Here is a 15,052-nt window from a genome sequence, read left to right as displayed (position 1 = left end):
ATGTCATACACAGTTAGTAGAGTACAGTGGGAGCAAGCAGCCCCACTTTTAAAAAATGTCAGAGAGCAGGTATTTGTTTATGAATGGCGAATACCTAAGAGAATTGAGTTTGATCGAAAAGATTACTTTGCTAATCATGTACTGGCTTGTCACGATAAAACCCAAGAACCCATTGGTACAGGGCGAATTTTATCAAGCGGAGAAATTAGTCGTATTGCCGTGCTAAAAGACTGCCGTAAAGATCAAGTGGATAAAATTATCTTAGAAAAGCTTTTTAACATAGCCAAGGAAATGGAGTTAAAAGAAATATTTATTTATAGCCCTTTAGAGATTATCGATTATTTTCGTCAATATAATTTTAATACAACCGGGGCGGTTTTTATGGAGGCTGGCATGCCTAAACAAAAAATGACCTGTCTTTTGGAACAAGTCACCCCAGCGAAGTATTATCTAAGCCATTAAATTGACTTAGATAATCACCAACATTTATTACAATGAACTGTTAAGCCCATACATCATCTTTAGCATAAAGTTGATAAAGACCTTCGGCCTTAGACATTAATAATTTCGCATAGTCAACTTGTTCTTGAGAATCACTTTTTAAAAGTCCGTCTGCTTGTATTTGCCATTTAAAAGTAAAGTGACGTAAAACATTACGTGCTGATTCATTTTCTTCTAAAACAAGATGATCTGTCGGTAAATCTCCACTAATAACCCACACTTTGGTTTTGTCGATTAAATTAATTTTCCAAACCGCCATTAATGGAATTAAATAACGGCTTTCTGTATCTGCTACGCTCTCAGTGACCAAGCCTTTTTGCGCTAGATACTTAGTAGCTTTTAAATATTGTTCGCGAACCCAAGCTTGTTGTTCGTCTTGAGTCATTTCTAATTTTTTTGTCATATTTATGGTCTTTTTATTGTTTATATTAATAAGTTATTAACATTAAGAAAGTTTGTATGAATTAGTTCACAGCAAAGTACAAATTTATTCGCAGCTTCAGTAGCGAAGCAATTGCCTAAATGGTATTGTGCGCAGCGAATTATTACAACCCTAGTTTAAGTAAAAAATAATACTTAAACTATTTTCAAATCATTGGAGATTTCGATAGTGGCCGTTTTTGATTTAGTAGATTTTGATAACCACGAGCAAGTTGTATACTGTAGTGACGACGCATCAGGACTTAAAGCTATCATAGCTGTTCATAGTACCGCATTAGGCCCTGCTGCCGGTGGGTGTCGTTTTTGGGATTATGCAAGCGATGAAGCCGCTCTTAAAGATGTATTACGTTTATCTAAAGGCATGACATATAAAAATGCTATGGCCGGTTTAAAGCTTGGCGGTGGTAAAGGCGTTATTATTGGTGATGCCAAAACATTAAAATCAGACGCATTATTTAAAGCCTTCGGCCATGCGGTTAATAATTTAAATGGCCGTTACTACACTGCAGAAGATATTAATATCACAACAGGTGATATGGCAATTGTTAACCAAAGCACAGCGTTCGTTTCAGGACTTGAAGGCAAAAGTGGTAATCCTGGTCCTTTCACTGCATTAGGTACTTTTTTAGGCATTAAAGCAGCTGTTAAGTTTAAGTTAGGAAAGGACGAATTAACGGGCATTAAAGTAGCCGTTCAAGGCTTAGGTAGCGTAGGTTATTCACTTTGTGAAAAATTACATGCTGCAGGTGCAGAATTGATCGTAACTGATATTAACCCAGTCGCTTTAGATAGAGCAGCAAAAGAGCTAAATGCTACCGTTGTTGGTTTAGATGAAATCTATAGCCAAGATGTTGATGTGTACTCTCCTTGTGCACTTGGTGCATCTATTAATGATGAAACAATCGTGCAATTGAAAGCAAGTATTATCGCGGGTTGTGCAAATAACCAATTAGCAGAATCACGTCATGACAAAGCTTTACTTGAAAAAGGTATTTTGTACGCACCTGATTATGTTATCAATGCCGGTGGTATTATTAATGTGGCATTAGAGATTTATCCTGAACCTTATTGTGCGAAAAGTGCAACAAAGTTAGTAGAGAATATCTATAACACTTTGATGACTGTTTTTGAAACAGCAGAATCAAACAGTATGCCTACGGGTTATATTGCTGATGAAATGGCACGTAATATTATTGCTGCAGGTGCTAAGTAAGTATAGCTATCAACTATCAACTATCAGCTATCAGCTATCAGTTATCAGTTATCAGTTATCAGTTATCAGTTATCAGTTATCAGTTATCAGTATTAAAACTGACCTATAAAAATAAAAAAGCACCTAAGGTGCTTTTTTTGTTTTAAAGTGCTGGATATATTAGCTGGCTTTACCTGAAAGCTTTATAATTCTTTTAGCAAAGCTTGCACCGGGTGCAGTGTAACTTTGTTGTCTAAACGTTTTATCTGGCTTCGACACGAATAGCCAGTAACTAAGATTTGCTCAGTGGCTAATTGTGCTACTTTATCCTGCCAGCTCATTTTATAAAGCGATGTAGAGTTATTAAGATTCACTTTTTCATGTCCATACGTACCAGCCATGCCACAGCAACCTAACGAGGTATTAGATAAATTTAAACCAAAATGTTTGAAAATCTTTACCCACTGCCCTTCACTGCCAGCTAAGGCAGTCTTTTCAGTACAATGGGCAAATAATTTATAAGCTATGCTACTAGCGCTTTGTACTGTAATTACAGGACTAACGCTGTTATCTATGAGTGTTATCAGCCACTCATGTGCCAATTTAACTTCAAAATCACCACGATCTTCCCCTAGTGCTTGCTTATATTCATCTCTAAAACATAAGGCTAATGAAGCGTCTAAACCTACCATAGGTATATCAAGTTGGTGTACTTCATTTAAAAACTCCGCCGTGTTTTTAGCTGTTTTAGCAAATTTAGCTAAAAAACCTTTTACATGCTGCGGTTTACCATTGGGTTTGAAAGGTAAAAGTATCGGGTCGAATCCTAGCTTTCTAGCTAATAACATAAAATCTTCAACAACTTTTGCATCATAGAAGGATGTAAACGGGTCTTGCACAATTAAGAGTGCTTTAGCACGTTTATCAGCATTCATAGTTTTCAATGCTGATAAATCAAAAGAGGTAAATTTATGCTGTGCTATTCTTTGTGTTAATGTCGGAATTGATAATAAAGGCGTATCAACATAACCAATAGAGACTTGCGATAATTTATCGTAAATACTTGAGGCTAAAACACTGTTAACTAGTTTTGGTGTTTTAGCCATCAATGGTGTCATCCACTCTACATTCGCCACTAAATGATCTTTTAAAGGTCTAAAATAGCGGGTGTGATATAGGTTGATAAAACGCGCTCTAAAATCAGGTACATCAACCTTAACTGGGCATTGACTCGCACAAGCTTTACAGGCTAAACATCCTTGCATTGCTTCCATAACTTCATGAGAAAAGTCATCTGCATCATCCCGATTTAAAACGTTAGTTAAACGGTTTTTCACCTTGTCTAATAGGCTTTTAACGGACCAGTTTTGAATTTTTTGCTCCATAGCAAGCACATCAACACCTTTAGTCTCTAATAAGCGTAACCACTCACGCATCAAACCAGCTCTACCTTTCGGAGACTGCCTTCGGTCACGCGTTACCTTGCTAGAAGGACACATAGGGCTATCTAAATCGTAATTGAAACATAAACCGTTACCGTTGCAATCGAGCGCTGAATTAAAAGAAGTCTTTACCTTAGTAGAGATTTGTCTGTCATAAAAACCACGTTTTTTATCATCCACAGAAACTAGTTTTTCTGTCGAAAGATAAGGCGTACAAATTTTACCTGGATTCATTTTATTTAGTGGGTCAAAAGCGGCTTTAATTTTTCTTAATTCAAGAAATAATGTCTCGCCAAAAAACTCAGGACCGTATTCACTGCGGTAACCTTTACCATGTTCACCCCACATTAACCCGCCATATTTAGCCGTTAACGCCACCACTTTATCTGAAATATCTCTCAGTAAAACTTCTTGTTCAGGGTCACACATATCGAGTGCTGGTCGCACGTGTAAAACTCCGGCATCAACATGACCGAACATACCGTAGTGCAAACCGTAACCATCGAGTAATGCTCTAAATTCAACTATATAATCGGCTAAGTTTTCAGGTGGTACTGCAGTGTCTTCAGCAAATGCTAGCGGTTTTTGGCTGCCTTTGGTATTGCCCAACAAGCCTACGGCTTTCTTACGCATAGTATACAATTTACCTATGCTGGTAAGATCAGATGTTACTTGATAACCAATAACGCCGGTTTTATTAGCAATATCTTTATCAAGCTCTGCGCATAAAGCAGATACTTGGTCGGCAACACTTTCAATACTTTCGCCGTTGTATTCCACCATGTTGATGCCGTCCATAACCGCGCCATCAACATCTTGCAGCATATCACTGACTAATTGCCATACAATATCCTGTTTTGCTAAATTAAGTACTGTACTGTCTATAGTTTCAACAGAAGTCGCTTTCGCTTCTACTAAGCGTGGAGAGTGGCGTAGTGCTGAGTCAAAGCTGTCATATTTAATATTAATTAACGTTTTAGCATTCGCAATAGGCGTTAAGTTTAGTTTTGCTTCACAAACAAAGGCTAACGAGCCTTCTGAGCCGGTAATAATACGACTTAAGTCAACCATAGACATGTCATGATTGAATACGTTTTCTAAGTCGTAGCCTGTTAAAAATCGATTTAAGCGCGGAAATTTTTCTAAAATCTGTACGCGATTATCAACACATGAGTTAAGTACTTGTTGCATTAATTTTGCTTCTGTACCCTCCTGCTGAGCAAGTAATTGTGCTTGTTCCATGCTTTGAGGTTTTGTTTGCAGTATTTCACCGTTTGCCAAAACACTTTCTAATGCTAAAACATGATCAGAGGTTTTACCGTAAACTAATGATCCTTGACCTGAGGCATCAGTGTTGATCATTCCCCCTACAGTTGCGCGGTTACTGGTTGATAAATCAGGCGAGAAGAAAAAACCATAAGGTCTTAAATAATCATTGAGTTGATCTTTAATAACACCCGATTCAACACGTACCCAGTTTTCTTTAACATTAATCTCTAAAATACGGTTCATGTATTTTGATAAGTCGATAACAATACCTGGCGTTAAACTTTGACCATTAGTACCTGTGCCGCCACCACGTGCACTAAATTTAATGCCGTTGAATTTATCTTCGCTGCCGAGCAAAGTAATAATTTGAATATCTGATTTGTTACGAGGATGCAGTACTAATTGAGGAAGTTGTTGATAAATACTGTTATCAGTGGCATGCGCTAATCGAGCACTGTACTGAAAATTTATATCACCTGAGAACGATTTAGTCGCCAAGGTTTCGGCAAACTCTTGATATAATGGAGAAACTAACTCTTGAGGACTTAAGCGAGGTAACATGGATAAAAGTCTATTAACAATATTATGTGAAAAATATTATATCATGAGACTTTGTTAATTTAATCGTTTTACAACAAAAGCCTAAGAACTTTTTTGTCATTGTAATCACAAGTAATAACAAACAAGTACTTAGGCTTTAATAAGGTCATAATTTACTTTCAACCGATTAAGGTTAATTTATTATGATTTTTTGTGTTGCTCTGCTAAATATAACCATGTTGGCAATACGGTATCTGGGTTTAGTGATAAGCTTTCAATGCCTTTTTCAACTAACCAAGCGGCAAAATCTTCGTGATCAGATGGGCCTTGACCACAAATTCCTACGTATTTACCACGCGCCTTACAGGCTTTAATGGCCATTTCTAGTAAAATTTTGATTGCTGGGTCGCGCTCGTCAAACAAATGCGCCACTAAACCTGAATCTCTATCTAAACCTAACGTAAGTTGTGTTAAGTCATTAGAGCCAATTGAAAAACCATCAAAGTAATCTAAAAATTGATCAGCCAGTAAAGCGTTCGAGGGTAATTCACACATCATAATAATACGTAAACCGTTTTCACCACGTTTTAAGCCATGCTCTGCAAGAATATCAATCACCGCAGCCGCTTCGTCGAGTGTACGTACGAATGGGATCATGATCTCAACATGGGTCATATCCATATCGATACGAACGCGTTTAATCGCCTCACACTCAAGAGCAAAACAATCTCTAAAGTCTTTAGAAATATAACGAGAAGCACCACGATAACCAATCATCGGGTTTTCTTCTTCTGGTTCGAAGTTGTCACCGCCAACTAAATTTGCGTACTCATTTGATTTAAAATCAGACATGCGCACAATAACTTTTTCAGGGGCATATGCTGCGGCTAAGGTAGAAATACCTTCAGTTAGCTTGGCAATATAAAACTCTACAGGGTTATCGTAACCCGCAATAATATCGCGAATTTCATCTTGTAGATCGGCTGATTGCTCATCAAAATTTAATAAAGCCTTAGGATGAACACCAATCATTTTGTTAATAATAAATTCTAAACGTGCTAATCCAATACCAGCATGTGGTAAACGAGCAAAAGCGAATGCGCGATCTGGATTACCTACGTTCATCATTATTTTTAAAGGTAAGTCAGGCATTGCGTCGACTTCTGATGTGGTGACAGTGAAATCTAATTTACCTTGGTAAATGAAACCGGTATCTCCTTCAGCACAAGAAACTGTTACGTCATCGCCTGTAGCAATTTTTGATGTTGCATCACCACAACCAACAACCGCAGGAATACCCATTTCACGAGCGATAATGGCAGCATGACATGTTCTTCCACCACGGTTAGTTACAATGGCAGAAGCACGTTTCATAATTGGCTCCCAATCTGGGTCGGTCATATCCGTAACTAAAACATCGCCTGGTAAAATTTTATCCATTTCAGCTAACGATGATAATACTTTTGCCTGACCACTACCTATTTTATGACCAATAGAGCGTCCTTCACAGATAATATCTGCCGTTGCTTGTAATTGAAATTGCTCCATTACATTAGCATTTTCACGACTTTTAACTGTTTCTGGACGTGCTTGTACAATATATAGCTTACCGTCTAGGCCATCTTTAGCCCACTCAATATCCATAGCTCGGCCATAATGCTTTTCAATAATAACCGCTTGCTTGGCGAGTTCTTCAACCTCTTTATCATTAAGTGAAAAGGTATCAGATTGTGCTTGGTCGATATCGACAATTTCAACTTGCTTGCCATGTTCTTCGTTAGCAGCGTAAATCATTTTAATGGCTTTACTACCAATATTACGGCGTACAACTGCAGGTTTTCCTTTAGCTAACGTTGGCTTATGAACATAAAATTCATCTGGGTTAACAGCACCCTGCACAACCATTTCGCCCAAGCCATAGCTTGAAGTAACAAATACCACATCTTCAAAACCAGATTCAGTATCGATAGAGAACATAACGCCACTTGACGAAATATCACTTCGAACCATACGTTGAATACCGGCAGAAAGCGCAACACCACGATGGTCGTAGCCTTGATGTACACGGTAAGAAATAGCACGGTCATTAAAAAGAGAGGCAAATACGTGTTTAATCGCGACCATTACGGCATCGAGTCCACGAACGTTTAGAAAGGTTTCTTGTTGGCCAGCGAAAGAAGCGTCTGGCATATCTTCAGCGGTTGCAGATGAGCGTACAGCAAATGAAGCATCATCAGCAAAACCACCAGCAAGCTTAGCATAAGCTTGGTCGATATCACTTTGCATATCAGGAAGAAATGGGGTATCGATAATCCATTGACGAATTTTTGCACCACATTCAGCCAAAGCATTTACATCACTGACATCTAAATCATCGAGTAACTGATAAATTTTGTCGTTAAGACCACTTTGTTCTAGAAACTCATTAAAAGCAAACGAGGTAGTTGCAAAGCCACCTGGCACCTGCACACCTACATTTGAAAGATTGGAAATCATTTCACCCAATGATGCATTTTTACCGCCAACACGGTCAACATCATTCATTCCTAAATCTTCATACCAAAGCACGTATTCTTGCACGACAACATCTCCACTAGACATAATAAAATTTAAGAAAGCTATCTATCAAAAATATGCTAAAAATATCTTTCTTAACGCTTTTATCTATTTTTGTACTAATAAGTGGTTTATTTCATGCCACAGACATTTTACACTGCTAACCTTGAAACTAAAGTACTATTTAAATATTTTCACCTTTCATTTCAGAATAATATATAGGATAAAAAATGCGGGCAGCTTTTTATATTTCGGACGGCACAGCAATAACATCTGAAGTTTTTGGTCATGCACTGTTATCTCTTTTTCCTATGGAGTTTGAGCATGACACTATTTCTTTTGTTGAAACAAAAGAAAAAGCAATTGAAGCATGTAAGCGTATTAATAAAGCAGCCAAGCGAACCGGTATGCCGCCCTTGGTATTCCATACCTTTGTTAATCCAGATATTAGAGAAATTATTGACGGCTGTGATGGGGTTATTTATAACTTCCTTGAGCACTTTATTGCCCCACTTGAAGAAAAGTTGGGTATTAAAGCAAAACCTAAAGCCCATAGAACCCATAGTATTCATGAAAACAGTTATGATTATCGTATCGACGCAGTTAATTACTCGTTAGCTAATGACGATGGCTCAAACGTTACTAATTATGAGCATGCCGATGTTATCCTCGTTGGTGTTTCTCGCTCTGGTAAAACACCAACGGCGCTTTATTTAGCACTACAATATGGCATTAAAGCTGCAAATTATCCTTTTACCGATGATGACATGGACGAATTAAAAATACCGTCGTTTTTAAAAATGCATAAAAAGAAAATATTTGGCTTAACAATAGACGCTGAAAGACTTGTCGATATTCGCGATGGCAGAATGGCCAATACAAAGTACTCTTCTGCTCGCCAATGTAGGATGGAAATACGAGAAGTTGAAAAGCTCTATAAACAAGAAAAAATCCCCTTCCTAAATACGACTAAACTGTCTGTTGAAGAAATAACGGCTAAAATACTCTCAGAAACCGGTCTTCAGCGTTATAAATATTAACTTATAACAATTTAGTTTCATTAATTCTTCGAAAGCGGTTCACATAATTGCTTATATTCGTTATGTTAGCGCGATAATATTATTGCGCTGCATCAATATATGCAGGCTAACCAGCATTTGAAAGAACATGACTATAAAAACAGATGAATTTAGAACCACATTAATTGATAATTTAGTTTCGCCTGCTGAACTTGCAGAGCAAATACCGCTTGACGACGACACCGCCAATTTCATCATTAAAAGCCGTAAAGAAATTGAAGCCATCATTAAAGGCGACGACAAACGTTTATTGGTTATTATTGGCCCTTGCTCAATACATGACACTGAAGCGGCCATTGACTACGCAAAAAAATTAAAAGTACTACAAGAAAAGTATGCCAGCGAATTACTAATAGTCATGCGAGTATATTTTGAAAAGCCTCGTACCACTGTCGGTTGGAAAGGTTTAATCAGTGATCCTGATCTAGACAAATCATTTAAAGTTGCTAAAGGTTTAAATTTAGCCCGAAATTTATTAATGGAAATTAATAAATTAGGTTTAGCTGCCGGTACTGAATTTTTAGATATGGTAACTGGCCAGTATATTTCAGATTTGATCAGTTGGGGTGCTATTGGTGCGCGCACAACAGAAAGCCAAGTTCATAGAGAATTAGCTTCTGCGCTGTCATGCCCTGTTGGTTTTAAAAATGGTACTGACGGAAACATTCAAATAGCCGTTGACGCTATAAAAGCTTCTAGCGTGCCACACGTGCTTTATTCACCTGATAAAAGCGGCCAAATGTGTATTTATCAAACACATGGTAATCCATACGCACACGTAATTTTACGAGGTGGCAAAGAGCCAAACTATCAAGAAAAGTATATTACACAGACCTGTGAGACATTAGATAAAGCAGGTTTACCTGAAAAAGTAATGATTGATTGCAGTCATGGCAATAGCTATAAAGATCATAACAAACAAATTGACGTTGCAAATTCGTTAGCTGAGCAAATAACCACAGGTAATCAATCTATATTTGGTGTCATGATTGAAAGCTTTATGGTTGCAGGAAATCAAAAAGTTATACCAAATGAACCATTAGTTTATGGTCAAAGTATTACCGATGCATGTATCAATTTAGATACCAGTGAAGAAATACTTACAGTTTTAGCTAATGCAATTAAAATCAGAGTGTAATAACAGTAAAATTCAAGATTGCCATTTCTGGGTAGTCGGCTTCAATCTAGACTACCTTATTTAACCTGAACTCTGGATAATGAGTGCTTGAAACTCAAGTGAACCAAAAGCTTAGGTAATAAAGTAAATGCTATAGCCAGGTGAACATCACGAATAGATATCATCAATACTTCATTTTATGCCATTTCCAAGGCAAAACGTTTATGAATAGCGCGCTATTTATCGACGTTTTAACGCAGAAAATGGCTTAAAAGGGAGTATTGAGCAAGTGCTGCTTATACAGAATTCAGGTTATTTAATGTGATGCTCTGAAAGTTAAATTCAAACAATAAAAAAACCGGATATCAAATTGATAGCCGGTTTTTTATTTTTAACGTATTGTTAAAACAAAACTAATCAATAACAAAAAGCTCGTTATTAAAAGAAGTTCGCTTTAAATTCAACACCCCAGAAACGAGGTTCGTTAACATAACCTGTTAAGTTATTGAAATCGATCGCACCAGTAAGTTGCTCTTCATCGGTAATATTACGACCAAATACAGCCACTTCATATTCAGCGCCGTCGGTGTACCATTCGTAACCAACACGTATACCGCCTTCAAGTAAGCCATCGCCAGTAAACTCTGTTGACTCATATAAGAAGAAGTTAACTTCACTACGGTAAGACCAATCAGTGTAAATATAAAGTTCGCCATCAGCAATTTCTTTGGTCCAACGAGCAGCAAAGTTTGAAATCCACTCTGGAGATTGTGGTAGTGAGTTACCATCGATTAACGCTAAACCGTCACCATTTAGTGGTGAAGTTACTGTACAACCACCGCCACAACCTGGCACAGCTACATTTTTATCTTGTAATTCTGTATGGTTATAACTAACGCTTGCTGTTAATACTAAATCGTCTGTAACAAAGTATTCTGAGTCAAGTTCAAAACCGTAACCAACTGACTTATCAGCATTAAGTAAACTTGCTACGTTACCAGAACCACCAACAGCCGTTAATTGTTGATCATTAACAACGTAGTAGTAAACAGAGCCATCAACACGGGCTGTATTTTCTAAAAATACTGATTTAAAACCAGTTTCTACAGAGTCAACAGTTTCAGAATCAGCTGTTGTTGAATTAGCTGAGAATAATAAACTACGTCCTTGGATACTTGGCGCACGGTAACCACGAGCTAAACGTGCATAAACGTTAGTTTCATCATTTAATTTGTAGCTAGCACTTAAGTCACCACTTACTTGTGAATCTTGTACATTGTTACTTTCAGTAAAGCTTGGTGCGCCGAATGGAGATTGAACTAATTCGCCATCCCAATCACGTTTGTCGTCTGAATAACGTAAACCACCGTTAATCGTTAACTTATCTGAAACTTCATAATCAAGTGATGCAAAAACTGCCCACGCCGAAGTTTCCATTTTTTGGATAGCAATACCGTTTTGTGCACCACCACCTAAAGTATCAAAACTTAAGTTGTTAATCGTTAAGTCTTCATCAAAAAGGAAATAACCAAATTGATAATCAAACTTACCTAAGTCATTACTCGCAATGCGAATCTCTTGAGTAATTTGCTTATGATCTGGCATTCTAGCGCCAGTTTCTGATGGAAATGGAATAAAACCAGGGCCCATTTCCGGTAAGAAAGATGCGCCGTAACCACCATCTATATCGCCAACTGAAAACATTTCAGCAGACTCATAACCAGTAACAGAGGTTAACGTGTGATCGCCCATGTTATATTCAAGCTTTAAACTAGCACCTTTCATATCAACCGTTTGGTTGTTACGAGAAGCAGCATCATGAAATACAGTCTCACGATCAAAGTCATCAACTAATTCATTAGTGCCCGGCTTGATGATATTTGCTCTAAAAACACGAGCATCAGCTTCTGCATCGCGGAAATGGTAGTTAAACAATGCAGAAAATTCATCACTTGGTTCCCATAACAATTGCAAGCGGCCAGCAGTTTCACTGTAGCCACCTAGTTGGTCATTTGCTTCAAAACCTGGGGCTTTATTGTCTATCCAGTCATCACGATCTTGTTGCAATAGAGCAACACGAGCAGATAATGTATCTGTTAAACCACCACCAACAGCTACACGTAAGTCAGTACTACCAAAACTACCGTATGAAGCAGAAACATTTGCGTCAAAATCTTGTGTTGGTTTTTTCGATTGTACTTTTACAATACCAGCGGGTGTATTACGACCAAACAATGTACCTTGAGGGCCACGTAAAACTTCTACGCGCTCAATGTCAAACATTGGCATACCTTTAGTTAAAGCATTTTCTAAAACTACGTCATCATAAATTAATGAAACAGGTTGTGAGGCTAGTAGATCAAAATCTGTGTTGCCTAAGCCACGTATATAAAAACGAGGGAATGTACGACCAAAAGAAGATTCAATCAGTAAGCTTGGTACTTTAGCTGAAAGTGCTCTAACATCCATACCAGATGAACCTAAAACTTCTAGTTTTTTAGGGGTAAGTGCTGATACAGAAATCGGAACTTCTTTAATATTTTCTGTACGCTTACGAGCGGTAACTTGAATAACTTCAACACCAACAACTTCAGCTTCAGTTTTATTAGTATTTTCTTGTGCCAATGTTGCAGTTGAAACACCTGCAGCAGACGCCAAAATAGCCGCATTTACGCATAGTGCGAGCGACGTCTTTTTAAAAACATTCATGTAGTACTCTCCCAAGAACTGTTTATGTTTTGTGTAAAAATTTTTTTTCTCATTTTACTGTATGTTATCAGTAAAGTGGTTAACTTTTAATTGTTATAAATCAAGATCAGATAAAAAACTAGTGCCATAAGGCATTTTATCTAATGAAAATAAATCTGCGATAGTTTGACCGATATCAGCAAAAGTACCGCGCTCGCCGATATTAACAGATCGTACCTGTTTGTGAAATGCTATTACAGGGACATATTCACGCGTATGATCATTACCCGGCCACGTTGGGTCACAGCCATGATCAGCGGTTAAAAACAATACATCGTCGTCGTTCATGGCTGAGATAATTTCAGGCATACGTTTGTCAAAGTTTTCAAGTGCTAATGCATAACCAACGGGATCACGACGGTGACCATAGTCTTGGTCAAAGTTAACTAGGTTAGTAAAGATTAAACTCTTATCTTGTGCCGTATTTATATGGGTAATTGTGGCATCTACAAGTGCGTCTATACCCGTTGCTTTAGTTTTTTCACTGATACCTTGATGGGCATAAATATCGGCAATTTTACCAACGCTGATCACATGGCCACCGGCTTGGGTAAATGCATCTAGCACTGTAGGTGATGGCGGTAAAATAGAATAGTCACGTCTGTTACCCGTGCGGGTAAAATCTGCAGGACTGCTGCCTACAAAAGGACGAGCGATTACACGACCAACATTCATATCGGCAAGTAATTCACGAACTGTTTCACAGTATTTATAAAGGTTATCTAAGCCAAAATGCTCTTCGTGTGCAGCAATTTGAAACACACTATCTGCTGATGTGTAACAAATAGGCAAGCCTGATTTAATATGCTCTTCACCGAGTTTATTAATAATATCAGTACCTGAAGCATGACAATCACCTAAAATACCTTTATAACCTGTAGCTAGGTTAATTTTATCAATAAGGTCAACAGGAAAAGCATTACCTTCTTTAGGGAAGTAATCCCAATCAAAAAGTACAGGAACACACATCATTTCCCAATGACCACTAGGTGTATCTTTACCGGTACTTAATTCTGCAGCATAACCATAGGCGCCCTGCTCAGGGTTTTGCTCTTCTACAGGAAACTCGCTCTTACCAGCTTCAAATGCCGCTTGAACTAAACCCATTTTAGCTAAATTAGGCACGCTGATTTTACGTTTTTCGTGTTGATAGAAGTATCGCGATAAATTAGCAAAAGTATTGGCATTAATATCGCCAAAATTTGCTGCATCAGGTGCATGACCCACGCCAAAGCTATCGATTACTAAAACTATTGCTCTTGCCATTTTGATTTCCTGTCTTTAATTTACGTATTTTAACAAATTTTTAAAATTTATCCTCGTAAATATTAATAAATTTCATGACCAATTGGTCAACATGTGATACTTTACCAAGCTATAAATTATAGACAACAGATATTTTGTAAATATTTAACGCAGAGTTATTGCTTTTGCTTAAATTTTAATGAATTTCAGATAAATTAGTCCATAATATGAGTGCGGTGAGTTGTTCTTAGTCACACCGCAAATAATAATTACTTAACATTTTGTTAATCATATTTTTAAGGCTCTCTGTTTTGCAAATCAATAAACCGACAATTATCGCGGTAACCGGCGCTTCTGCATCTGGAAAATCACTTTATGCGCAAACAATTTACGATGAATTGTTACCTGAGTTAGGATCGAGTGGCATTGCCATTATCAAAGAAGATTCTTACTACAATAGTCAATCACATTTATCGATGGAAGAACGTGTAAAAACTAACTATGACCACCCTAGTGCATTTGAACATAGTCTACTATCAAAACACTTAACACAGTTAAGTAATGGTGAAAGTGTTGATATACCAACTTATTGTTATAAAACCCATACCCGTTTACCTGAAACAATTCATTTAGATCCCACGCCTATAATTTTAATCGAAGGTATCCTTTTATTTTCGGATAAAGAGCTAAGAGATAAATTCGATATTAAAATTTATATAGATACTCCGCTTGATATTTGTCTTGTGCGAAGAATTAACAGAGACACTGTCGAGCGTTCACGAAGCGTAGCGTCAATTACAGAACAATATTTAACTACTGTTCGACCTATGTATCGCCAACATATTGAGCCCAATAAGCCTTTCGCTGATATCGTCGTTACACGTGGCGGGAAAAATAGAATGGCCATTGAAATGCTAAAAGC

At 37.5% G+C, this 15,052-nt stretch carries 10 protein-coding genes; 5 read left to right on the top strand and 5 right to left on the bottom strand.

What is annotated here, in order from left to right; genetic code table 11:
- A complete protein-coding gene (locus AC27H3_RS04285) occupies positions 1–462 on the top strand; it encodes a GNAT family N-acetyltransferase (protein WP_487104011.1) in 462 nt (153 codons plus the stop codon).
- 40 nt (positions 463–502) lie between these two features.
- Here AC27H3_RS04285 and AC27H3_RS04280 read toward each other — a convergent pair whose 3' ends face one another.
- Positions 503–904 carry a DUF4826 family protein gene (locus tag AC27H3_RS04280; protein ID WP_233131385.1) on the bottom strand — a complete coding sequence of 134 codons (402 nt, stop codon included), beginning with the start codon at positions 902–904 and terminating at the stop codon, positions 503–505.
- Between the two features lie 207 nt (positions 905–1,111).
- Between AC27H3_RS04280 and AC27H3_RS04275 the strand changes: the two genes are divergently transcribed.
- Complete coding sequence (locus AC27H3_RS04275) at positions 1,112–2,155, top strand: Leu/Phe/Val dehydrogenase (protein WP_487104009.1); 1,044 nt, start codon at positions 1,112–1,114, stop codon at positions 2,153–2,155.
- Between the two features lie 182 nt (positions 2,156–2,337).
- On the opposite strand, the gene ydiJ is transcribed toward AC27H3_RS04275, so the two are convergent.
- Positions 2,338–5,406: a D-2-hydroxyglutarate dehydrogenase YdiJ gene (gene ydiJ / locus AC27H3_RS04270; RefSeq protein ID WP_487104007.1), complete on the bottom strand. Its 3,069-nt coding sequence runs from the start codon at positions 5,404–5,406 to the stop codon at positions 2,338–2,340.
- 180 nt (positions 5,407–5,586) lie between these two features.
- Positions 5,587–7,965: a phosphoenolpyruvate synthase gene (gene ppsA, locus AC27H3_RS04265; protein ID WP_487104005.1), complete on the bottom strand. Its 2,379-nt coding sequence runs from the start codon at positions 7,963–7,965 to the stop codon at positions 5,587–5,589.
- 206 nt (positions 7,966–8,171) lie between these two features.
- On the opposite strand from ppsA, the gene ppsR reads away from it, so the two are divergent.
- Together ppsR and AC27H3_RS04255 are read left to right on the top strand one after the other, a co-directional pair.
- A complete protein-coding gene (gene ppsR / locus AC27H3_RS04260) occupies positions 8,172–8,981 on the top strand; it encodes a posphoenolpyruvate synthetase regulatory kinase/phosphorylase PpsR (RefSeq protein WP_085303783.1) in 810 nt (269 codons plus the stop codon).
- A 127-nt stretch (positions 8,982–9,108) separates the two neighbouring features.
- Positions 9,109–10,158, top strand: a complete 1,050-nt coding sequence (locus AC27H3_RS04255; RefSeq protein ID WP_487104002.1) for a 3-deoxy-7-phosphoheptulonate synthase — start codon at positions 9,109–9,111, stop codon at positions 10,156–10,158.
- A 417-nt stretch (positions 10,159–10,575) separates the two neighbouring features.
- On the opposite strand, the gene AC27H3_RS04250 is transcribed toward AC27H3_RS04255, so the two are convergent.
- Positions 10,576–12,846, bottom strand: coding sequence for a TonB-dependent receptor (locus tag AC27H3_RS04250; RefSeq protein ID WP_487104000.1), 2,271 nt, complete (start codon positions 12,844–12,846; stop codon positions 10,576–10,578).
- A 93-nt stretch (positions 12,847–12,939) separates the two neighbouring features.
- Complete coding sequence (locus AC27H3_RS04245) at positions 12,940–14,151, bottom strand: phosphopentomutase (protein WP_487103998.1); 1,212 nt, start codon at positions 14,149–14,151, stop codon at positions 12,940–12,942.
- 296 nt (positions 14,152–14,447) lie between these two features.
- On the opposite strand from AC27H3_RS04245, the gene udk reads away from it, so the two are divergent.
- Positions 14,448–15,052, top strand: a 605-nt coding sequence (udk, locus tag AC27H3_RS04240; protein WP_487104419.1) for a uridine kinase, incomplete at its 3' end; no start/stop codon positions are given.

The organism is Colwellia sp. NW0002-52-1, from assembly GCF_057550865.1.
The sequence above is the reverse complement of the archived record's forward strand: the minus strand, read 5'-3'. Positions and strand labels throughout refer to the sequence as shown.